The 23,343-nt window shown below is 42.2% G+C and carries 21 protein-coding genes; 4 read left to right on the forward strand and 17 right to left on the reverse strand.

What is annotated here, in order from left to right; all coding sequences use genetic code 11:
- Positions 1 to 181 precede the first annotated feature (181 nt).
- From ACRWQM_RS15570 to rpsF, 8 genes are all read right to left on the reverse strand, one after another.
- Positions 182 to 1,108, reverse strand: a complete 927-nt coding sequence (locus tag ACRWQM_RS15570; protein ID WP_434930567.1) for a DUF7281 domain-containing protein — start codon at positions 1,106 to 1,108, stop codon at positions 182 to 184.
- Positions 1,109 to 1,111: 3 nt separating this feature from the next.
- Positions 1,112 to 2,332, reverse strand: a complete 1,221-nt coding sequence (locus tag ACRWQM_RS15575) for a phosphoenolpyruvate carboxylase (RefSeq protein WP_434930568.1) — start codon at positions 2,330 to 2,332, stop codon at positions 1,112 to 1,114.
- Complete coding sequence (locus ACRWQM_RS15580) at positions 2,329 to 2,994, reverse strand: hypothetical protein (protein WP_226411367.1); 666 nt, start codon at positions 2,992 to 2,994, stop codon at positions 2,329 to 2,331. The genes ACRWQM_RS15575 and ACRWQM_RS15580 overlap by 4 nt, the downstream gene beginning before the upstream one ends.
- A complete protein-coding gene (locus ACRWQM_RS15585; RefSeq protein WP_434930569.1) occupies positions 2,994 to 6,674 on the reverse strand; it encodes an ATP-binding protein in 3,681 nt (1,226 codons plus the stop codon). Before ACRWQM_RS15585 ends, ACRWQM_RS15580 begins: the two co-directional genes overlap by 1 nt.
- A 376-nt stretch (positions 6,675 to 7,050) precedes the next feature.
- The gene (gene rplI / locus ACRWQM_RS15590; protein WP_226411369.1) at positions 7,051 to 7,503 is read right to left on the reverse strand and encodes a 50S ribosomal protein L9; all 453 of its coding nucleotides are present in this window, start codon (positions 7,501 to 7,503) and stop codon (positions 7,051 to 7,053) included.
- Positions 7,504 to 7,545: 42 nt separating this feature from the next.
- Positions 7,546 to 7,773, reverse strand: coding sequence for a 30S ribosomal protein S18 (rpsR, locus tag ACRWQM_RS15595; protein ID WP_226411370.1), 228 nt, complete (start codon positions 7,771 to 7,773; stop codon positions 7,546 to 7,548).
- A gap of 12 nt (positions 7,774 to 7,785) precedes the next feature.
- On the reverse strand, positions 7,786 to 8,088 hold the full coding sequence (priB, locus tag ACRWQM_RS15600) for a primosomal replication protein N (protein ID WP_226411371.1): 303 nt from the start codon (positions 8,086 to 8,088) through the stop codon (positions 7,786 to 7,788).
- 8 nt (positions 8,089 to 8,096) lie between these two features.
- Entirely contained in the window at positions 8,097 to 8,489 is a 393-nt protein-coding gene (rpsF, locus tag ACRWQM_RS15605; protein ID WP_226411372.1) for a 30S ribosomal protein S6, read from the reverse strand.
- A 216-nt stretch (positions 8,490 to 8,705) separates the two neighbouring features.
- On the opposite strand from rpsF, the gene ACRWQM_RS15610 reads away from it, so the two are divergent.
- Both ACRWQM_RS15610 and ACRWQM_RS15615 read left to right on the forward strand, forming a co-directional pair.
- Positions 8,706 to 9,449: a DUF481 domain-containing protein gene (locus ACRWQM_RS15610; RefSeq protein ID WP_434928156.1), complete on the forward strand. Its 744-nt coding sequence runs from the start codon at positions 8,706 to 8,708 to the stop codon at positions 9,447 to 9,449.
- A 47-nt stretch (positions 9,450 to 9,496) separates the two neighbouring features.
- A complete protein-coding gene (locus ACRWQM_RS15615; RefSeq protein ID WP_434930570.1) occupies positions 9,497 to 10,906 on the forward strand; it encodes an MFS transporter in 1,410 nt (469 codons plus the stop codon).
- A 74-nt stretch (positions 10,907 to 10,980) separates the two neighbouring features.
- Here ACRWQM_RS15615 and rlmB read toward each other — a convergent pair whose 3' ends face one another.
- From rlmB to zapE, 8 genes are all read right to left on the reverse strand, one after another.
- Positions 10,981 to 11,733, reverse strand: a complete 753-nt coding sequence (gene rlmB, locus ACRWQM_RS15620) for a 23S rRNA (guanosine(2251)-2'-O)-methyltransferase RlmB (protein WP_226411375.1) — start codon at positions 11,731 to 11,733, stop codon at positions 10,981 to 10,983.
- A 4-nt stretch (positions 11,734 to 11,737) separates the two neighbouring features.
- The gene (gene rnr, locus ACRWQM_RS15625) at positions 11,738 to 14,314 is read right to left on the reverse strand and encodes a ribonuclease R (RefSeq protein WP_434930571.1); all 2,577 of its coding nucleotides are present in this window, start codon (positions 14,312 to 14,314) and stop codon (positions 11,738 to 11,740) included.
- Positions 14,315 to 14,349: 35 nt separating this feature from the next.
- Entirely contained in the window at positions 14,350 to 14,982 is a 633-nt protein-coding gene (locus ACRWQM_RS15630; protein ID WP_434928150.1) for a tetratricopeptide repeat protein, read from the reverse strand.
- 133 nt (positions 14,983 to 15,115) lie between these two features.
- Positions 15,116 to 16,411, reverse strand: coding sequence for an adenylosuccinate synthase (locus ACRWQM_RS15635; protein ID WP_434928149.1), 1,296 nt, complete (start codon positions 16,409 to 16,411; stop codon positions 15,116 to 15,118).
- Between the two features lie 72 nt (positions 16,412 to 16,483).
- Positions 16,484 to 16,669 (reverse strand): DUF2065 domain-containing protein, encoded by a 186-nt coding sequence (locus ACRWQM_RS15640; RefSeq protein WP_226411380.1) that lies wholly within the window; start codon positions 16,667 to 16,669, stop codon positions 16,484 to 16,486.
- A gap of 101 nt (positions 16,670 to 16,770) precedes the next feature.
- Entirely contained in the window at positions 16,771 to 17,163 is a 393-nt protein-coding gene (gene rpsI / locus ACRWQM_RS15645) for a 30S ribosomal protein S9 (RefSeq protein WP_235086614.1), read from the reverse strand.
- A 15-nt stretch (positions 17,164 to 17,178) separates the two neighbouring features.
- Positions 17,179 to 17,610, reverse strand: coding sequence for a 50S ribosomal protein L13 (gene rplM, locus ACRWQM_RS15650; RefSeq protein ID WP_226411384.1), 432 nt, complete (start codon positions 17,608 to 17,610; stop codon positions 17,179 to 17,181).
- A gap of 281 nt (positions 17,611 to 17,891) precedes the next feature.
- On the reverse strand, positions 17,892 to 19,001 hold the full coding sequence (gene zapE, locus ACRWQM_RS15655; protein WP_434928148.1) for a cell division protein ZapE: 1,110 nt from the start codon (positions 18,999 to 19,001) through the stop codon (positions 17,892 to 17,894).
- A gap of 348 nt (positions 19,002 to 19,349) precedes the next feature.
- Here zapE and degQ point away from each other — a divergent pair, with 348 nt between their 5' ends.
- Both degQ and degS read left to right on the forward strand, forming a co-directional pair.
- Positions 19,350 to 20,699 (forward strand): Do family serine endopeptidase DegQ, encoded by a 1,350-nt coding sequence (gene degQ / locus ACRWQM_RS15660; RefSeq protein ID WP_434930572.1) that lies wholly within the window; start codon positions 19,350 to 19,352, stop codon positions 20,697 to 20,699.
- Positions 20,700 to 20,871: 172 nt separating this feature from the next.
- Positions 20,872 to 21,948, forward strand: a complete 1,077-nt coding sequence (gene degS / locus ACRWQM_RS15665; RefSeq protein WP_434928146.1) for an outer membrane-stress sensor serine endopeptidase DegS — start codon at positions 20,872 to 20,874, stop codon at positions 21,946 to 21,948.
- A gap of 125 nt (positions 21,949 to 22,073) precedes the next feature.
- Here the strand turns inward: degS and murA are convergent, their stop codons facing one another.
- Entirely contained in the window at positions 22,074 to 23,333 is a 1,260-nt protein-coding gene (gene murA, locus ACRWQM_RS15670) for a UDP-N-acetylglucosamine 1-carboxyvinyltransferase (RefSeq protein WP_434928144.1), read from the reverse strand.
- Positions 23,334 to 23,343 lie beyond the last annotated feature (10 nt).

The following is a 23,343-nucleotide window of genomic DNA, read 5'->3' on the forward strand; positions in this document are numbered from 1 at the left end:
TTAGTTAACGAATAAAAATGTTAATTAGCACGAAAATACTCAGTACATCAAGAATAAACTCATGATTTTAAATGCAAAAAAATAATTGTGATTATAGGATGAAATAGCAAAAAAATTAACCTATCGCAAACAGCATAATCAATTACAAAAGCATATTGACTAGTGAAAAAAAGAGGTCAATCTATTCTTGAATAGGGATTAATGTTAACTCAAGCTGATGCGCCAACATATGCTGCTGTTTAATACTGATACGATGTTGTTGCAGCCAGTCTACTAATTTGCGCCAGTTGTGTAATGTCACCTTATCAAGGTACTTTTGCTGCCGCCATTGTTTATCAAAATCATCAGGATCATTTAATGACGACAATGGAGATTGTTGAAATAATTGAGCTTGCTGAGGTAACAAAGGTGCTGATTCATTGACCAATGTGGGTGCAATCAGATACCTGCAACCTTGAAGCAACTGCGCAATTTGCAACCCTGCGGGATCTAAGTCGGTAAAGGCGCTGATCTGCATGATTGGCTGTAATACTTCATTTTGTGCAATCACGTGCAGTAGGCGTTTACAGCCTGCAGGTGAATGCGCGCCACTGCCTCGATAAATAATCACAGCTTGCTGTATGACACAGCCTAACGACTGCTCAAATTGAAAGTGCTTGAACTCATCAAAGCTGTCTAAGTTTTCAACCACAATAAGATGCAGCAAGTTAAATTGAAGACAAACGGCTTCCACCTGCTCAACCGTCATTCTCAGGCTATATTGTGCAGCAAAAGGTGGATAACATTGAGGTGGAAGTTTAACTAAAACGTAATTGGCATCGGGGCGAATATTGGCATACTTCTCTTTTTTACCTTGGGCAGCTAAGGTATTTCGTGGCTGATTAAAGCTCACATTCTGCACATCAAAGCCAGTATCGAGTTGTGCCATTTCACGCAGTAAATCGTAATCTTTACCACTAAAATATAAATGTTTACCCGCACCATCAGGCTCACCAATAGCAAATTGATCAAATATTTTTTGCCAATTGTTGGTGAGCTTAGTCCGTGGAGATCGATTGAACACCACGGTTTGGATTGCATTAAACTGTGTTTTAGTTAACTTAGCCACACGCTACGCCAGCCACAATTCAACGTCGGTTACAATGAAGTTACCAGTATAAATCGGATCAGGTTTGCCTATAGGTTCTAACTCAAAGTACTGTTTATGTTCCATAGGTAAGGCTTCGTAGCCACCAATCACTTGATACAACCAACTCTCGCTGTCCCAGTTAAGTTGTTGTTGCTCTAGATATTCCAGTGCAGATTGACGCAAGCCTGAGTCAATAATGGCGCAGAAATATTCATCAACGGCCACTTTAAGTGGGTTGTCAGGAATATCGAAATCTTCTACATCGGTTATTTCGAAAGTGAAATTCGAATCCCGCTGAGTCACAATGCGCTCATCACGGCTGATGGCTTTGACCTGTGCCACCATGTTCATCAGATCAAGCTCATGGTGCGGATTACTAACGTCCACATGTGCAGGTTTTAATATAGCTTCAGCATAGTTGAACAAAGCGGGAACGTTATTATGTCCAGCATGATTATCAGGTTGGTAATCAGGGTGTAAACTGGTGTGCAGCAGCCAACCTTTTAATAAACGGGTACGGCCTCTAATTTGTCTAAAACGTCCCAGTAACTCAAATAACCTCCCCTGCACTACGCTGAGTTCTTGGGTACAGTAACTTAAGGTATCTTGTAAACTGGTGATCAATAAACGGCGCAGCTCACGAATATCGCCAGCTATTTCGCCCAGTTCGCTGAACTGGAACATTTCTAAGCCATTCAATAGCTCGCTGACCTGGCTTTGGGCTAATTCGTTTTCTCGGATTTTGGCGTTAATGGTGCCAACATAACCAAACTCATTGTTAATGCGTCCCCATAGCACCCGAATTGAATAACGTAAGCTGTCTGTAAAACTGTAAACATGCTCACTTAAATCGGCAAGGTATGCTTCTGCCGCGCCGTGATCCACATTATGACGGGCTTCTTTGTAGTGATCGGCTAAGGTTTTTATGGTCGCTAATGCAGAGCCCACATTAGAGTCGATTTGGCGATTGCGCTCATCACTTAAGCCTTCTTCTAACAATGCCCGCACTGAACGCTTCAAACGTAATTCTTGATCGGGCTCTGGTCGCCATAACAAGCCACTTTTTTTCAGTTTTTCAATCACAGCCGTGTCATGACTTGATTCATTCACCGAGCCCGCTAGATAGGCATCCATAATCACATCGGCATGCCGAGCAAGCTGCTTAAGCAGCTTTACCCCTGCTTGATGCAAGTTGTTACTCATATTAACTCCCGCTGGGTCGCGGTTTCAGCCTGTGCTTCTAAGCTTAACCCTTCGGTTTCATCAATAAAGCGGATCACTTCATACAAGTAATCTAATTTACCAGTGGCAATATAAATCTGTTTTTCTACGTTCGGTTTAGTTAGATAACCCAGTTCAACTAAGCGCTTAAATACCAGCTTAATTTGGCCGTCAACATTAGTACTGCTTGAACCAAATAAACGATAATGGCTTAGTTTGGTCAGTTGCTCACTAAAAGCGGGGGTATCTTCAATGCGCGCTTGCAGCTCAGTTAATCGAATGGGTGCGCCTTCGCTTAATGGAGCATCTTGACCACTGGCTTCTTGCACTAACACTAACCATTCCACTAGGGGGATTAGCGCACCGCAGATTTCTTTAAACTGGCTAGAAACCACTTTGCGTTCACTTTCGCCCAATTGCAAATAACCACAAAAAAACACTTCCCCTTCACCTGCGCTGGCAATGGTGCGATTAATTTGATTCAAATAGCTTTCTACACGTTCACGGGTACTGTTATTTTTCAGTGCTCGCCAACCATCTTCATTAGTGACGCGGCAAATAAACTCGCCGCGTAATAATTGCTCTATGATGGCACCTGCGCCTACCAATACAGTGTCATGGTTATCATAAACTTCGCTAGTCATTATGCTAACTCCTCTGTTTTAGCGTTGTGCTGGTTTAAACGTGCTGCTAATGGATTCGCTTTAGGCTTAACCACTTGTAATTTTTTAGTCTGTTTGTTGATGATATAACGGTTAGCAAACAGATTTAACACTTCTGACTCAGGGTTAGGGAATGCACCTAACACGCTAATATTGTTGTTTTCACAGGCATCAAATATCTTCTTGACGTTAGTATGATGCAAGGTGCCCAACTCATCTATCGGCCAGTGAATAGTGACATCGGCTTTGCCACGCAATAATCGGGTAAAGGCCAGTAAAAACTTACATAAAATAAGGTAAGCCATACCATGACTGGAAGATTCATTTAACTGGCGATCGGTGCGAATAATTAGATCGCTGTTACCCTCTTTCAAGCGCAGTTCAATCTCCAATAATTTGGCAATACCGCCGGTTAATGCCGCTCGACCAATTATGTCTAATGCGCGGCGCATACTATTAGTGTAATGCTCGTCAGGAAGGCTACTGAAGTTGTCGGCTTTCCAGGCTTTAAAGGCTTTTACAAACACTTCAAGCTCTGGCCAAAACTCTAACTCACTAATACGTGAACGAATGCGTACCGCAGATTCTGATACCCCATCAAGGAATAACTCTTCACCCACTTCACGGGTAATACGGGCACTTTGGGAGGCGATACGACGGTCAATGTCAGCTAACACATCATAATATGCGCTTAAATCGACCCCGAAAATACGCCCCTGTTCACGAATGGCCATTAACGATTGTGGCACCATTACGTTTAATAGCTGCTCAAGCTGCGGCACCAACTTACGGTAATCTAATAAGCGAATACCTTTGTCATTCACATAACTCGATTCTTCACGGGCACGTTCCCAAAACTCAGCCAAACTAGAGCCTGATTTGCTGGCAATCACGCTATCAAAATGCTCGATATATTGCTTCACTGAGCCCTGTAAATAATCACGTTTAAGTAATAAGTCTTCACCCTGGCGTAAACGTTCACCAATGCCGCCGCTGGCTTCTTCTTTATTAGCCGGCAGTTTTAGCTCAGCCAACTTACGCATGACCGCACGCAGTTTGGTGAGGTTTTCAGACGCTTCAACCTGAGCGGCATCAGATGCTTTGCGCTGGGTTTCTAAGTCTGTACGGCGGCTCTTAATATCATTGGTTTTGTTGGTTAGCTGCTGCTCAAGCGCTAAAGCTGCTCGTTTAACATCGGCAAGCTGAGTTTGCAGCTTAGGTTTTCTAGATAGCCAGGTATGTTGATACCAGTCGTCATATCGCAGTACATCGCTACGACGTTGTTCTGCATGACTAATTTTGGCTTCTAATTCACGAATCTCACGTTTAAGTGCCAAAATCGCACTTTCATCAACACCGCGGGATTTAAGCTCGTTTTTGTACCAGGTTTCACAGGCTTTTTGCTCGGTTTTGGCATTGGTTCGACGCTGTTCAATATTGGCCTTAATTTGCCCAAGTTGGTTATCGATAGCACCGACCACTTCTTGCCAATAAGCATTTTTTTCCATACGCGCTTCAAGGGCTTGGGATTTTTGCTCAGACAACCAATCAACATGCTGGTTTTTCAGTTGCTTCAATTCATTATCTAACTGAATTAATCGCTTACCCGATTCTGCTTTTCGTTCAGTGAGCGCTTGATCAATACGTTGTTGCTCACTGCGTTTTTCATCAAATAATCGACGTAAATCTTCACGGCTATTTTTATAAGCCGTACGGGCAAAGGTCAGTTCACGGTTAAGTTTGTCTAGCACATCGTTCATAGCAACGAGCTGATCTTCATGTTCAGCCTGCAACTCTTGTGCACTTTTAAGGGCTTCTTCGGCCTTAGCTAGGCGAATCCGTAAATCCTGCTCAGATTGTGCATAATCAGGCACATCAATGGCTTTTAGGTCAATATGGACCCCAAACAACGCATCGCTGTCCTGGTTGGCTACACTGGGGTGTAAATCGGTGCGATGCAGTAACTCTGGCGCAATGACTTTGCCAAAAGAATGTTCCCAACCGACCGCTTCTTTACGTAAGAATTCTAATAAAGTATGCGATTGCGGGAACAACATATGATGAATGTCTTCTTTGGCTTGCTCACGCTCATTAACACGAATACTGGCAATGCGCAGCGACTCATTAGCTTGATCACGCTTAGCGCGCTGCTTGCGCTCTTCTGTGGTTAAGCGTTCAACCTTTTGATTACAACTTTCCTGCTCTTCATCTGCTAGGCTAATGCGTTCATCAAAGATGGCCAAACGCACTTTTTCATCTTCAGTGTATGACACACTATCTACTTGATGTTTAAGTTCTGCGGCGGTTAACTTCAGTTGATATTCTTGCTCGCTAAACTTAGCTTTGCCAGCATCGGTTTGTTCGCGCCAAAAACCTTCAAGTTGAGTTAAATCGTCAGTGGCTAACTCACGTTGTTTGTCACGGGTTTCACGCTGAGTATCTTGCTCTTTGTGTAATGTCTCTAATTCACTGTGTAATTGTTCGGCAATTTTTGAACGTCTGCCATTAAAGGCAGCTTCAATGTCTTGATGCTTTTCTGTTTGTAATTTGTGGCGCTCATTTAAGTTTTCAACATCTTGGCGCCAGCTGGGTAAGCTATCTAAATCTGCTTTTGCTTGATCGATATCAGCATCTAAAAAACCACCATGCTGTTCTTCAATCGCATCTAATTCATGCTCACACTTCTGGGTGTCACCTTTGGCGGCAGATATTTCGTTTTGTAATTCATCACGGATATCTTTCCACTCTTCGTCGAGCATTTTAAGCTTAAGGTTTAGCTCTTTTGCCAAGGTTTGGTTAGCATCTTGACGATCCGCTTCTAAGGTTTCATCATGTCGATAACCGCGAGATAAACTAGCCAGGCGCATTTCAGCGCTGAGCAGCTGATTAAATTCTTGTTCAAGCTTTTCAAATTCTGGACGGATTTGCTCAAAGCCTTGGACCAACTGACTCTCGCGGATCCAAGATTCAACCCTTTGTGGGTTTAATCGAGAGGTTGGCGGATTAACGCCATCTTCTTCTAAAATGGCGGCGATCATCGACTTGACCGTTTCCATTTTACCTTCTTTGGAATGCACCGCTTTGGCAAGTTTTTCAATATGGCGTAAAGAGTGTTCACTGTCGCACAGGGAGAATTGACGCGCGTATGTGCGCAGCTCATTACGATTAGCTCCGGTATTAAGCAAACTGCGATCGTTTTGGATAATAGCCCTAAATTCACGGGTATTTAATAAATTGGTGTGAGCAACATCTTGGCGTTTTACTTCACGTCCAAGCTCCGCCATTGAATGGCAAATAATGGTATCGCCATTACGATTTTTAACATAATCCTCAAGCTCAAAACCACGGGCAATAAAGCGATAGTTAACCCCTTTACCGTCACCTGCGGATGCTAATACAGCTTGATAAAGCAGCCCATCATCTTTTTGGTATTCATAAATGATGTAGCTTGAATCGTGCGGTAAATACCAGCGCTCAAAACTGTCACGCGTTGAGGGTACAACTCGACTTGGATATTCACCGTAAAACACCGGTACCAGACGTTGTAAGGTGGTTTTACCTGATGCGTTTGTACCACAAATATTAGTGTGGCCATTTAATGCCAATTCCACCACACCGGGTAAGTGAGTGTTAATGAGCACGATTCTTATCAAACTAGGCATGAGAGTCCTTTATTAAAACAAAACAAGCGATTCAATTCACTTCGGGATAAAGCCGGGGTACTTAATACATTAATCTCTAATGCACTGGTTTTTAAAACCACGATTTTTACACAATAGCTGGGCTTTACGTTAAATTAATCCGTCTGCGATGGCAATGATATTCCAGCATTGGATCATACTGTAAATCATCTTATGATGGCGGTTAACAAAGTAGCAATCGAGTTAAATTAAGTGAATTGTTGGTCGAGAAAAGATATTTTTTGAAGTTGCGATGAATTTAATCTGACATCAAATGATGGTTATGGATATAGCGTTGAAAAACACCCATAAAAAAACACCGCCTATTGGCGGTGTTCTTTTAAAGCGTTAGCAATAATTAAGCTTCTGCAACAACAGAAATCTTAACGATAGCTTTAACTTCAGTGTGTACTTGCACTTCAACTTCGAAGTTACCAGTAGTGCGTAAAGCACCTAGAGGTAAACGGACTTCAGATTTAGCAAGTTCAACGCCAGCTGCAGTTACTGCATCAGCGATGTCACGGTTGCCAACTGAACCGAATAGTTTACCTTCATCACCTGCTTTAGAAGCGATAACAACGCCTTCTAATGCAGTTAATTTTTCAGCACGAGCTGTCGCTGTAGCTAGATCAGCAGCTATTTTAGCTTCTAAATCAGCACGACGAGCTTCAAATACTTCAACGTTTGCAGCATTCGCAACAACAGCTTTACCAAATGGTAAAAGGAAGTTACGTGCATAACCAGCTTTAACAGAAACTTGGTCGCCTAAGCTGCCTAAGTTTGCAATTTTGTCTAGTAGAATTACGTTCATTATCAAATCCTCTTTATTCGATTAGGAATTAATACTGCTATATTACTGATGTAAATCAGTATATGGCAGTAGAGAAAGATAACGAGCACGCTTGATAGCGCGAGCTAGTTGGCGTTGGTATTTAGCACTAGTACCAGTAATACGGCTAGGAACAATCTTGCCGCTTTCTGTTACGTAGTTCTTTAAAGTTACGATATCTTTATAATCAATTTCTGTAACGCCTTCAGCTGTGAAGCGACAGAACTTGCGACGACGGAAATAACGTGCCATTTTGACAGTCTCCTAAGTTTTCAATTCGACATTTTCAGCATGCAAAACTAAACGGTTTTGACCATTTCGTCCTTGTTGGAGTGAAAGAAACCCTTCAACTTCAACCTGCACACCTGCTTTTAATTTATCTGCTACGCTTTTAAAGCGTGGACCACTCAACACCACTTGTATAAGGCAGTATACGTTACGTAATAACTCTGCATCATACTTCTGTGACTTATGTTCTAGCGTAATAATCGTATGATTAATACCGCTGGGACTGCTCATTTGTTTTGAACGCGTAATGGTTCCAAACAAAGTTAAATGGTTATTCACAGAGTAAATTATTCAGCGTTTTCTTCAGCGCTTTCTTCGTCCATACGGTCATCAGAAGATGAACGACGTGTTTCACGTTCGTCTCTTGCTTTTGCCATAGGTGAAGCTTCAGTAACAGCAGCTTTAGTGCGCATTACAAAGTTACGCAGAACAGCGTCGTTGAAACGGAAAGCTGTCTCTAACTCTTCAATAGACTCTGCAGTTGCTTCTACGTTCAAAAGAACATAGTGAGCTTTATGTAGGTCTTGGATTGGGTAAGCCAATTGACGACGGCCCCAATCTTCTAAACGGTGAATTGTACCGTTAGCAGCGGTGATAACACCGGTGTAACGCTCAATCATACCTGGGACTTGTTCACTTTGATCTGGGTGAACCATAAATACGATTTCATAATGACGCATTTATTGCTCCTTACGGTTAAGTAGCCTCTTTTCTGGCTCAGTCAGACCAATGTGGAGGCAAGGAACGAATTAAAGTGACTGATTTGAGCGCGCGATGATACCGAAACTCCCCCACAAACTCAAGTAATAAAGTATTCTTTCCTGTGTTATTGAATACAGGTATCATGTCGGCAGTTAAGAATGAGTTGTAATGGATAACAAGAAATAGTGATCATTATGAAAAAAGCGCTGTCTATCTGCTGTTTGCTGATATTGTCCCCTTCCGCGTGGGCTTTAGTACCACCTGACTATCAAGAACCCGAGAACGGTTTTAATGCTGAAATTGAAGCCGGGTTGCAACTTAATAGTGGCAATAATGAAACTAAAAACTTCAACGGGCGTACTTATGCGACTTACGACACCCTTAATACTAAGCAAGAAGGCACCTTAAAAGCCTACTACTCTGCTGACGGAAGTGAAGCAACCTCGGAGAAATATGAGGTTTATCTTCAAAGTAACTATAAATTAGAGCGAGGATACGTTTTTGGCCGCGGTGAATTCACCTGGAACCAATACGGCTCGTTCACCAAAATTTATACTATTTCCTCAGGTTATGGTTTTGATTTAATCAAAAACTATAGAACTAAACTCAGTTTAGAATTCGGTCCTGGTTATCGTTATGACTTACCCTCTTCATCTGTTATTGATCCAGAGCCAACGCCAAACAGAGATATCATTTTACGTTCTGCGGCTAAGTACTCTGTAAAGCTACAGGAATATACTAGCCTTAATGCCGATGTGACGGCTGAGACGGGCCAAGATAACAACACCTTGACCTTAGATATGAACTATAGAAATACCTTCATTCAAGATTGGGCATTTAAAATTGGCGTTAACGTTAAATATACCTCTGATGTGCCACAGGACAGTCAGAAGACGGATACAATTACAACATTCAACTTACTGTACACATTCCAGTAATTACGCTTATTTAAGCGGAGTCATAAATAACCTTTAGAGGCAGTGTGATGACCAGTCCATTACGTAGTTTTACCTCGTTATACAGCACCACCTTTATGATGGTACTGGCAGCTGGTCTTCTGACTACATATTTAGGCCTAAAGCTCACTATGATGGACGTGCCACAAATATGGGTAGGTGGCATGATGTCTGCCTACTATATTGGTTTGGTATGTGGATCCAAAGTGGGTCATAAACTCATTGCGCAAGTTGGCCATATTCGTGCCTTTGTGGCATGCGCGGGTGTGGTGACTGCATCTGCCTTAGGTCATGCATTAATTGATAACCTAACCATTTGGCTAATCCTACGTGTCCTTGTTGGCATGGGCATGATGTGTCAATACATGGTGCTTGAAAGCTGGCTAAATGAGCAATCTGAACCGAGTCAACGCGGCACCGTTTTTGCCAGTTATATGATTGTATCTTACTTGGCATTAATGGCTGGCCAAGGCGCCATTAGTTTATACCCAGACTTAGGTATTGAACCTTTACTGCTTATCGCAATTTGTTTTGCTTTGTGTACTGTACCCATTTCAATTACACGCCGTATTCACCCAGAGCCATTAACACCTGCACCACTTAACATGAAGCACTACTGGAAACGCGCCCCGCAAGCACTAACCACGATAGCTTTGGGTAGCATGATAGTGGGATGCTTTTATGGTTTAGCGCCAGCTTATGCTACTGCGCAAGGTATTGAACCTCAATCTGTCGCCTTATATATGTCATGTACTATTTTCGCAGGTCTGCTAGCCCAATGGCCTATGGGTAAACTGTCTGACTTAATGCCAAGAAGCCGCCTTATTCGCATTAACTGTGGTCTGCTTGGTATATTGGTGCTGGTTATTGCTTTGGTGCCTTTTGATGCTCAAATCTCATTAGTCTTAACAGGAATATTTGGCGTGTTGGCTTTTACACTTTATCCATTAGCCACGGCGTTAGCCAATTCTCGTATAGAGCAACATGAGCGAGTTGGATTATCGGCCACAATTTTAGTGACATTTGGTATTGGCGCCAGTATTGGCCCACTTATCGCTTCATCACTGATGCAGCACTTTGGTAACAATATGCTATATGGCTTTATGAGTATTTGTGCTTTCACGTTAGTTATTCGCTTATTATTTATTAATAACAAGCAAAAAGCTGAACAGGGCTCAAGTAATGACTATGTGATGGCAGGTGGAGATTTAGTGTCATCACCATTGGCTGCCTCTTTTGACCCTAGGGTAAATGTGCAATCGGTGCAGGATCAGATGATTAATCCTGATGATAATGCATTTGATATGGTTGGCACAGAAGACGATGTATTAGACGATGAGCCTGATTACACCCAAGTAGTTGATGACAAAAATGATGATGTAATTAACCACGTAGACCAAAATAATATTACAAGCCAAGTAGAAACTCGCAAAACCTAGTCAGACATTGGGTTTAGTTGCAAACACAAAAAAGCGAGCATCAGCTCGCTTTTTTCATCACAAATTAGTGGTCGTTATACTAAACGTTGACGTACCGCTTCAAACAAACAGATACCGGTAGCAACAGATACATTTAAGCTTGAAACTGTTCCTGACATCGGAATAGAGATTAGCGAATCACAGCTTTCACGGGTTAAACGGCGTAAGCCTTTACCTTCCGCGCCCATAGCAATCGCTAACGCACCTTTAAAGTCAGCTTGATAGACGTTACTGTCAGCCTCACCTGCGGCGCCAACAATCCACACACCTTTGTCTTGGATGTGTCGCATTGTACGTGCCAAGTTAGTCACTTGAAATAACGGCACAACTTCTGCTGCACCACTCGCAACTTTACTCACAACGGATGTTAGGCCAACCGAATTATCTTTAGGTACGATAACCCCGTGCGCACCAGCTGCATCAGCGTTACGAATACAGGCGCCTAAATTATGTGGATCTGTCACACCATCGAGTATCAAGAAGAAAGGCGTTTTCTGCTCAGCACTGAGTTTATCCAGTAAAGCGTCTAACTCACTTTCAGCAAGCACTTTGGCTGCGGTTACACGCGCTACGACACCTTGGTGCTGAGTACTTTCTGCTTTTTCATCAAGCACTTTTCTCGCTGAACGCTGTGACTTAATACCCGCTTCTTGGGCTGCATTTACTAGAGGTTCTAAGCGTTCATCATCGCGACCTTGCATTAGCCATAATTCAATAACACGCTCTGGGCTGTTTTTTAATAGGGCTTCAACGGCGTGAATACCAAAAATAACATCTTGTTTTTTCATTTAATTACTTTCTCTTACTGCTTTTGGCTTCAGCCGCTTTTGCGGTTGATTCGCTATTGTTGGCTTTATTAGCATCGGTCTTCTTAGCTTTCGATTTACTCGCTAAAGGCTTTTTAACAGCCGTTTTTTTAGCGTCGGTCTTTTTGGCGTCAGCCTTTTTTGCGTTAGGTTTTTTAACCCGAGTTTTTTTGCTAGTCGATTTTTTAGCCGAACCCTTGTTAGCTGAATCTTTGCTAACTGCTGAGCCAGTACCTTCAGAAGCGACTTTCTTGCCACGACCTTTAGACGGTTTATCACCCTCTTTAGCGCCACGAGCAGACTTAGCTCCTTCTAACTTAACACGATCACGCGCCGTAAGTGGCTTGTTGCTGTTGCGACGTTTGCCCTGACCTTTGCTGTTGTCACCAATCATAATTAAATCAATTTGGCGATCATCTAGGTTAACTGCAGCAACTTTCACACTTACTGGATCACCAACTTGATAAACTTGACGGGTATTCTCACCCACTAAGCGCTGGCGCATAGCATCAAACTGATAGTAATCACTTGCTAAGCTGGATATATGAACCAAACCATCAATGAATAAATCATTTAAGCGCACAAATAAGCCAAAGTTAGTCACCGATGCAATTACAGCGTCGAAGTCATCACCAACATGATCTTGCATGTATTCACATTTAAGCCAGTCGCTCACATCTCGAGTCGCTTCATCTGCTCGGCGCTCAGTGGTTGAGCACTCTTCACCTAATGAATCTAACTCAGCAAGGGTATATTGAAAGCCACCGTCCTGAGTCCACTTGTCTTTAACCGTGCCTTCACTGTTAGCCAGCAGGAACTTAATCACCCTATGGAGGACAAGATCGGGATAACGACGAATAGGTGATGTAAAGTGAGAATACTCTTCTAGGGCTAAACCAAAGTGACCGTCATTATCTGGGCTATAAATAGCCTGGCGCATAGAGCGTAATAACATAACCTGAATGAGCTCTGCATCGGGTCTATCTGCAATTTTCAGCATAATACCTTGGTAATCTGCTGGTGTAGGTTCTAAACCACCTTCCATCGATAAACCACGCTCAGCGAGAAACTCTTTAAAGTTTGCTAACTTTTGCTCAGACGGCGCTTCATGCACACGGTATAACACTTCACCCTTGTTCTTTTTAACGAACTTAGCTGATGCCACGTTAGCTAAAATCATACATTCTTCAATGATTTTATGCGCTTGGTTACGGCCTCTAGGCACAATCTTATCGATTTTGCGCTGTTCATTAAAAATAAATTGCGTCTCTAATGTTTCAAATGCAATGGCGCCGCGCTCAGCTCGTCGTTCATCTAAGGTTAAGTACAAAGACTGTAAACACTGTAAATGTGGGAACAATGCTTGATGTTCAGGGGCAATAACGCCACCTTCTAGCATGTCGGCAACTTGGGTATACGTGAAACGCGCATGGGAATGCATCACTGCAGGGTAAAACTTATAACCTGACAATTTACCGCTGGCGGCAATAGTCATTTCGGCCACCATGCATAAACGATCGACATGGGGATTTAACGAACATAATCCGTTAGAAATTTTCTCTGGCAACATAGGAATAACTTGCGAGGGAAAATACACCGAGTTACCACGCTCACGAGCTTCCACATCTAATGCTGAATCTGTGCGCACATAATGGCTTACATCTGCAATAGCCACCCATAAGCGCCAGCCACCACCAGGTTTCTTCTCCGCATAAACGGCATCATCAAAGTCACGCGCATCTTCACCATCAATAGTGACTAGTGGTAAATGACGTAAATCAACTCGGCCTTGTTTGTCTGAATTAGGCACTTCATCAGGTATACGTTTAAGTTTTTTCTCAATAATATCTGACCAGGTATGGGGTAAATCATAATTGCGCAGTGCAATTTCAATTTCCATCCCAGGTGCCATCGTTTTACCTAGGACTTCAGTGACTTTACCGGCTGCTTTAACAAAGCGACCTGGTCGTCTTGTTAGCTCAACCACCACAACATCACCGGCACGAGCGCCGTTGTTATCTTCATTGGCAATTAAAATCTCTTGGTTGATACGGCGATCATCTGCAATAACAAATGCCATCCCGCCATCAACATGGTATCGGCCAACTAATGCCGCGCTTCGCTCTTGAACCAAACGCACAATGCGCGCTTCTCGGCGTCCACGACGATCTGTACCGGCTTTTTGCGCCAGCACTTTGTCGCCATGAAAATACATCAGCATGTCACGGTTATTTATAAATAAATCGTCACCGCCTTCTTCAAGCTTTAAAAAGCCGAAGCCGTCTCGGTGACCAATAATAGTGCCCGATAGTAAATCCATTTTTTCAGGTAAACCGTAGCTTTGACCACGGGTAAACACTAACTGGCCATCACGCTCCATCGCGCGTAAGCGACGACGTAAAGCTTCTAATGGCTCTTCCTCAGTTATTTTTAACGCTTCGGCGATTTTGTCACGGGTAACGGGTGACTTTTGCGCGCGCAAGTACTCTAAAATGTACTCACGGCTAGGAATAGGATTATCGTACTTGTCTTGTTCTCTCTCAAAATGAGGATCGGTGATCATTCAATTTCCAAATCATCGGCATAATATTGTATGCCTTATTGCATATAAAGTTGTTGCTGCTGGGCCCTTTCAACAATACTTGTGGGCATTTTTACAGCAAGTTGTTGTAACAATGAAGTCGCTTTCTTTTGCTGACTCTCATCATCAAAAATACTGTTATAAAGCCAATGATAGCCCATTTCGTAATCTTTTGGGCTGCCATAACCTTCAGCAAACAGTTTAACTAACATCATACGTGCATTTACATCACCATTCGCTGCTGCAGGTAATGTGTATTGCACTGAACGATGTCGATCTTTTACCACCAGTTGTCCTCGGTAGTAATAATCAGCTAATTTTAACATAGCTTCGGCACTGCCTTGCTCGGCGGCCGTTTGTAATATTGCTATTCCACGAGAAGGATGTGCTTTCACACACACGCCGTGATTTAACATTTCGCCCCATAAAAATTGATATAAGGGCTGCTGTAGCACTTCTGCTCTAGCTTCAATATCTTGTACTAACTGGCACTCATCAAGCTTCACACGTTGAAGATATTGATTACTGCGGATCAGATTAATGAGTTGTTCATCGCTATAAATATCATAGGCGCCAGAGACGGCCTTGGCAATTTGAATAGACGAGCCAAATAATAACGTAAGTGTGAGAAATAATGAAAGCCGTAACATAATAATTCTCTATGACAGTTTGATTAACTTATTAATCGGCCGCTGCACACTTTTCTTAAGGACTAAGCCAATACTTTCAAAGCCGCTTTCATTAAAAAGGCCGCTTAACGCGGCCTTTTTTACGATATTGATTTTAGTTAAACGGATTAACTAGAATCATGGTCTCATTACGGTCAGGACCGGTTGAGATGATATCGATTGGCGTTTCTAATAGTTCTTCAATGCGTTTGATGTAGTTAATTGCAGCAGCAGGAAGTTGCTCAATTGAAGTCGCACCAAAAGTCACTTCTTTCCAACCTGGCATGGTTTCATAGATAGGTGTAACTAGCTCATAGCCTTCAGCAGCTAGTGGCGTAATTTTAGAAACAGTACCATCTGGGTTTTGATAACCAACACAGATTTTAACTTCTTCTAGACCATCTAATACATCTAGCTTGGTTAAGCAGAAACCACTTACGCTATTGATTTGAACTGCACGGCGCATTGCCACTGCATCTAACCAACCAGGACGACGTTTACGACCCGTCGTCGCACCAAACTCTTGGCCTTTCTCACCAATGTAATCACCAATTTCATTGGCTAATTCCGTTGGGAAAGGACCAGCACCTACACGTGTAGTGTAAGCTTTCATGATACCAAGTACATAATCAATATGACGTGGACCAAAACCTGAGCCTGTTGCAACACCACCAGCAGTAGTATTAGAAGAGGTTACAAATGGATATGTACCATGGTCGATATCCAATAATGTACCTTGAGCACCTTCAAATAGAATTGGCTCACCAGCCTTACGGGCGGTATCTAATAACTCAGTAACGTCAACACATAAACTCTTCAGATAATCAGCAATAGCCAATGCATCATCTAGCGTTTTTTGATAGTCAACAGCTTCTACCTTGTAGTATTCAGTTAACATAAAGTTGTGATATTTCATCACTTCTTTTAGTTTAGTTGCAAAAAGTTCTGCATTGAATAAGTCACCGATGCGAAGACCACGACGTGAAACCTTATCTTCATAAGCTGGCCCAATACCGCGACCCGTTGTGCCAATCGCTTTATTGCCACGCGCTTTTTCGCGAGCAATATCAAGTGCACAATGGAAGGGTAATATTAGCGGACACGCTTCAGATATAAGTAAACGCTCTTCAACAGGTACGCCGCGCTCTTTCAGCATGTTGATTTCTTTCATCAACGCATCAGGGGCAACAACGACACCATTACCAATCAAACATTTTACGTTATTACGTAAAATTCCAGATGGAATTAAATGAAGTACTGTTTTTTCACCATCAATTACCAAAGTATGACCGGCATTATGGCCGCCTTGGTAACGAACTACGTATTTTGCCTGTTCTGTTAAAAGGTCGACAATCTTACCTTTGCCTTCGTCACCCCATTGAGTGCCGAGTACGACTACATTTTTGCCCATTATTAGCTGCAACGTCTTGTGGTATAAAATAGAATTTTAACAGATTTTAGGGGGTTATAGGCAAGTATTTTATTAAAAAATAATCAATAAAACGATCCCCGCTGTGACTAAAGATCCACCTAAGCGTCTGAGAACATTTTGGTTTTGCCCAGAAAGCTCAAATAAATACTTTTTCCATTTTTGTGGAAACAATAACGGACCAAGCCCCTCAACGATTAATACCAAGGCAATTGCTGTCATTAAAAGCTGTAATGTCATTTGAACTCCCCGTTAATTTGAATGCATTTAGCTTATTATTATAAAACTGCAGCCAATAAAAAACCCAGCATAAGCTGGGTTTTTTGTATTCCAAAGGCGAATTAACGCTTCGAGAATTGTGGCTTACGACGTGCTTTACGTAGACCAACTTTCTTACGCTCAACTTTACGAGCATCACGGGTAACAAAACCAGCGGCACGTAGAGAAGGACGTAAAGTCTCGTCTAGTTGCATTAACGCACGAGTAATACCGTGACGAATTGCACCTGCTTGGCCAGTGGTTCCACCGCCTTTAACAGTTACATATATGTCGAATTTATCAGTCATTTCAACTAGCTCTAGTGGTTGACGAACAACCATACGAGCAGTTTCACGGCCAAAATATATATCTAGTGGACGTTGGTTAACAACGATTGTACCACTACCTGCTTTAACGAATACGCGAGCAGTTGATGTTTTACGACGGCCAGTGCCGTAGTACTGAGTTGCAGACATTAGCTTACTCCCGTTTTAAATATCAAGAACTTGTGGTTGTTGTGCAGCATGGTTATGCTCAGTGCCTGCGTAAACCTTAAGTTTACGGAACATAGCACGGCCCAATGGACCTTTTGGCAACATACCCTTAACAGCTTTCTCGATAATCATCTCAGGTTTATGAGCTTGCAATTTCTCAAAAGAAATTTGCTTAATCCCACCGATGAAACCAGTGTGCGAGTAATAAATTTTACCAGCAGCTTTGTTACCAGTTACGGTAACTTTCTCAGCATTAATAACGATGATGTAATCACCAGTATCAACATGAGGTGTGTACTCAGGCTTGTGCTTACCGCGTAAACGAGTAGCAATTTCAGTAGCCATACGACCTAAAGTTTTACCTTCGGCATCAACGACGAACCAATCACGTGTGACTGTTTCTGATGTAGCATTAAATGTAGTCTTCATTTTTTACAAAAACCCAATGTTTAAAATTCTGTCTCACATGCCAACTGCAAGTCGCAATTAACACAAAATGGACCGATTCTTGCCCCTTCGAGCATGAATATTGGCTTAAAACTTCCGCCCAATTCGACGGAGTAACGAGGGCAGGTGCGGATTATACGCAAACATGAGATAGAAATCACCTGATATTTATAAAAAGCGTTAAATAGTTTGATCGTTTTAGCAGCACTTTTACTATTTAATTTTGCTCAAAATAACAGCTAATTTCGTATTGATACTATTTTTTAAGGTAAATGTTCTGAAGCTAAATAATCATGGGATTGCATTTCTATTAATCTTGAGCGGCAGCGACGAAACTCAAAATTGAGCATACCTTTAGTATAAATGTCTTCTAAAGGCACCTGTGCAGAAATAATTAATTTTACATTTCGCTCGTAAAACTCATCCACCATAGCTAAAAAACGCCTGGCAATATCATCACCGGTTAACTGATCACCCATTTGCTCAAGCCCACTGAGTAATACGGTATGATAAATTCGCGCTATCTCCATATAATCTCGCTGCGAACGGGGCCCATCACATATATCTCTGAAGTTGGCGAGCAGCACTCCTTGAGATTGCTGACGGATACTAATTAAGCGACCATCAATATTAATAGCATCGGTTAACACCTCAGACTCTGGTGCAAGCTGTTTGAAATAAGTATGTAAATTCAAGTCCGCAGATTCGTCAAGCGGGTAATGGTAAATCTCAGCTTGCTCTAGAGTTCTTAAACGGTAATCTATACCTGAATCAACATTTAAAATCTCACAATGCTTATTGATCAGAGCGATAGCAGGTAAAAAACGGACCCGTTGTAAGCCATTCTTGTACAAATCATCAGGAATAATATTCGAGGTAGCCACTAATGCCACCCCTTCTTTAAATAGGGCTTGAAACAAGGTGCCCAATAGCATTGCATCTGTGATGTCAGAAACAAAAAACTCATCGAAGCAAATCACTTGGTATTGGTTGGCCATTTTTTTTGCGATCGTCAGTAACGGGTCTTGCACCCCTTTTAGCTCCCCCAAGTCATGATGAAGTTGATGCATAAAACGGTGGAAGTGCGCCCTGAGTTTTTTATCACCTGGAAGCGCATCATAAAAGGTATCCATTAAGTAGGTTTTGCCACGCCCGACGCCACCCCATAGGTATAACCCCTTAACCGATGTTGTTGGTTTTTTCCCAAATGCGGTTAGTATCTTCGATAAACCAGATATAGGTTGATTGGTAGCAATTATTTCATCAAACACACGCTGTAATGATCTAACAGCTTGCTCTTGAGCTGGATCGTGGGAGAAGTTCTCACGGGTGAGATCTTGTTGATAATGCTGCCAAGGGGTTAACTGAGACACGATTATGACTCTCTTACATCAAATAATTGCTGCGAATAATAACATTAAACCTTCAATACGAGTAACCGCGTTAAACGATCAAATTAACCTTTGTTAATCGTTAATGAACTATCAATTCGAAACCGACTCCCAATAAATAACATATCCACTTTCCATAATTTTTACGTTTCAAGGCAAATCTAATTGACGCTCATTTTGAAACAACGACATTTATAGAAAAAATTGTTTATCAAAAATTTGAATTTTAACGACCTAATAATTTACCTGATTAACGATATTTAACTTTAATTTATCTCACTCAAGCGCCATATTTTCAGCATTAGCTTGAATGTCCAAGGAGCCATATTAATGAAAACCAAATTAAGCTTACTTTCTGTTGCCCTGTTAACCGCATCATTAGCTATTATACCAACCACTTCTTTTGCTGCTATTCCACAATCTGTTGATGGCCAATCCATACCCAGTTTAGCGCCTATGCTAGAACGCACCACACCAGCTGTGGTATCTGTGGCAGTATCAGGTACTCAAGTATCTAAGCAGCAAGTTCCCGATGTATTTCGTTATTTTTTTGGTCCAAACGCTCCGCGTGAACAAGTCCAAGAACGTCCGTTTCGAGGTCTAGGATCTGGAGTTATTATTGATGCCGAAAAAGGCTATATCGTAACTAACAATCACGTCATTAATGGTGCTGATGATATTCAAATAGGTTTAAGCGATGGGCGAGAAGTAGAAGCTAAACTAATAGGTGCAGATAAAGAATCCGATATTGCACTATTACAAATTACCGCTAAAAACCTCACCGCGATCAAACAAACTGACTCAGACGAAGTTCGCGTCGGTGACTTTGCCGTGGCCATAGGTAATCCATTCGGTTTGGGCCAAACAGTGACATCCGGTATTGTGAGTGCTTTAGGGCGAAGTGGTTTGGGCATTGAAATGCTTGAAAACTTCATTCAAACCGATGCTGCAATTAATAGTGGTAACTCAGGTGGCGCATTAGTTAATTTAAATGGTGAATTAATGGGGATCAACACCGCCATTGTGGCACCTAATGGCGGTAACGTCGGTATTGGTTTTGCCATTCCTGCAAATATGGTCAATAACTTAGTTCAACAAATCATAGAACACGGTGAGGTAAGAAGAGGAATATTAGGGGTAGCGGGTCGTGATTTAGATAAAGAACTGGCTACAGCATTCGGACTAGAAACCCAACATGGCGCTTTTGTTAGCGAAGTGGTGCCAGACAGTGCAGCAGCCAAGGCAGGCATTAAAGCGGGTGATATTATTACCAGCGTTAATGGCCGCAAGATTAAGTCGTTCCAGGAACTGCGCGCTAAAGTGGCCACTATGGGAGCTGATGTAAAAGTTGAATTTGGCCTTATACGTGATGGCGACACTAAAACTGTTAAAGCAACTTTAGGTAAAGCTGATGCTATTGAAGCCGCTGCAGGCGCATTACATCCTATGCTTCAGGGTACTACCCTTAGTAATGGCTCTAGAGGAGTTGAAATAACCGATGTTGCCCAAGGCTCTCCAGCTGCTATGTCTGGTTTGCAAAAAGGCGATTTCATCGTCGGCATTAATCGCACCCAGGTTAAAGATTTAAAATCCTTTAAAGCCTTGCTAGAAAAACAACAGGGCTCAGTCGCGCTTAAAATACTACGCGATAACAACCTGAGCTATTTAGTTTTACGATAATGATTAATCGATACTGAGAGTAATTTATTTAATATTATTAGTGGTGATTGTTGACTGTAATCACTTAAGTTAATGTTAGCATTCATTAATTAAGCATCGAGCATTCAACCTCGATGCTTAATTTTTTCAGTTATGTTAGTATTTGCGCTATTTACTTAACATAGATCAGACTATGAACTTTAAAGACATTAGTATTTATCTAGGCAAATCCATTTTATTTGGTCTGATCATGGCTGCCGTTTTCCTTATCGCAACCTCATTTGAAGGCAGTCCGTTTAAAAGCGGTTTAACACAGCGTGCTAATATGGGCAGTGAGTTGTCTTTTGCTAAAGCGGTTCGCCGTGCAGCACCCGCCGTTGTTAATATTTATAGCTTAAGTATTGATCAACGCGCACCACTTAACTCAAGTTCACTGCAGGGCTTAGGCTCTGGCGTTATTATGAGTAATCAAGGTTATATTCTAACCAACTATCACGTTATAAAACGTGCCGATGAAATAGTTATTGCACTGCAAGATGGACGGCGTTTTACCTCTGAAGTGGTTGGCAGTGATCCTGAAACAGATTTAGCAGTGTTAAAAATTGAAGGTGACAACCTCCCTGTCGTGCCGATTAACTTAACTAACCCAGCATTAGTTGGCGATGTAGTGTTAGCCATTGGCAATCCCTATAATCTTGGACAAACAATTACTCAGGGTATTATTAGTGCAACAGGTCGCAGTGGATTAAGCTCAGGTTATTTAGACTTTTTACAAACAGACGCTGCGATTAATGCGGGTAACTCTGGTGGTGCGTTAATTGATACTACTGGTGAATTAATTGGAATAAATACCGCAGCGTTTAAAGTCGGCGGTGATAATGGTGGTAATGGCATTAGTTTTGCTATCCCGATAAAGTTAGCCCACAGCATTATGGACAAACTCATTGCAGATGGACGCGTTATTCGTGGCGCAATTGGTATTTCCGGAGAAGCATTAACCCCAGTTGTGGCGCAAATTTTAAATTTACCTGATTTAAAAGGGGTTTTTGTTACTGGTATTGACCCTAATGGGCCCGCTGCCAATGCGGAGTTACAGCCGCGGGATGTCATTATTACTTATGGTAATGACGATATTCCAGGTGTTGAGGTGTTAATGGATAAAATTGCAGAAACACCACCTGGTAACAAAGTGCTATTGACGGTTATTCGAGAGGGATTAAAACTGGAAATACCGGTATTTGTTGTAGAAAAGAACTCTTTTGATCAATAGTCACAACCACAAAACATTCCAACCACACGATATTAAATGGCATAAACTGCCATGAAAAAAGCCATCAATTTAAATTGATGGCTTTTGTATTTAGCAATTAATCGATTGCCTCTAAGCGACTTAAGTTAAGACACGCGTAATACTTCACCGCCTAAGCCTTTAAACTTAGCTTCAATGTGCTCATAACCACGATCTAAGTGGTATATGCGATCAACTGTAGTGATCCCTTCTGCCATTAAACCTGCTATGACTAAGCTGGCTGAAGCACGTAAATCAGTTGCCATCACTTGCGCACCGTTTAATGACTCAATACCTTCGATAATACAAGTATTACCTTCAAGTGCGAGCTTAGCGCCCATCCGGCTTAACTCTGGTACATGCATAAAACGATTTTCAAAAATCGTTTCAGTGACTCGTCCAGTACCTTCTGCTAGCGCATTCAGTACACAAAACTGAGCTTGCATATCTGTCGGGAAGCCAGGGTAAGGCGCGGTTTTAATGTTAACCGCTTTTGGACGTTTGCCTTGCATATCAAGCTCAATCCAATCTTCACCTGTCGTAATCGTAGCACCAGCGTCTTCAAGTTTTGATATTACCGCTTCAAGAGAGCCAGGATCTGCCGCTTCACAGCGAATATGCCCACGAGTGACGGCGGCGGCAACTAAAAATGAGCCAGTTTCGATGCGATCAGGCATCACACGGTATTCACAACCTTGCAGACGTTCAACGCCTTCAATAGTTAACGTAGTTGAACCAATACCAGTAATTTTTGCTCCCATTGCAATTAAGCAATGCGCTAAGTCTGACACTTCAGGCTCACGGGCAGCATTTTCAATCACTGTGGTACCGTCAGCTAATGCGGCAGCCATCAGTAAATTCTCAGTCGCGCCAACACTGACCATATCCATAAAGATATGTGCACCTTTGAGACGACCATCTACACGTGCTTTTATATAACCTTCTTTGACTTCGATTTTAGCTCCCATTAGCTCAAGGCCATGAAGGTGTAAATCAACAGGCCTTGCACCAATAGCGCAGCCACCAGGCAAAGACACATCTGCAGTGCCGTAACGGGCAAGCAGTGGACCTAAAATTAAAATAGATGCGCGCATGGTTTTTACCAAATCATATGGCGCACAAAATTCATTTAGGTTAGTGGTAGAAATCCGTACTTTACCTTGGCCTAACTCTTCAACGTCAGCACCTAAACAGCGTAACAACTTACAGCTGGTGCTAACGTCTCGCAAGCTTGGAACATTCGTTAAAATAAAGTCAGTTTCAGCCAGTACACCTGCCATTAAAATTGGCAATGCCGCATTTTTAGCACCTGAAATAACAACACTGCCAGATAAAGGCTGGCTAGCTTTAATGGTTAATTTATCCACTTGGCTCTCT

This window comes from Shewanella sp. HL-SH5 (assembly GCF_051163755.1).
In the GTDB taxonomy this organism is placed as follows: domain Bacteria; phylum Pseudomonadota; class Gammaproteobacteria; order Enterobacterales; family Shewanellaceae; genus Shewanella; species Shewanella glacialimarina.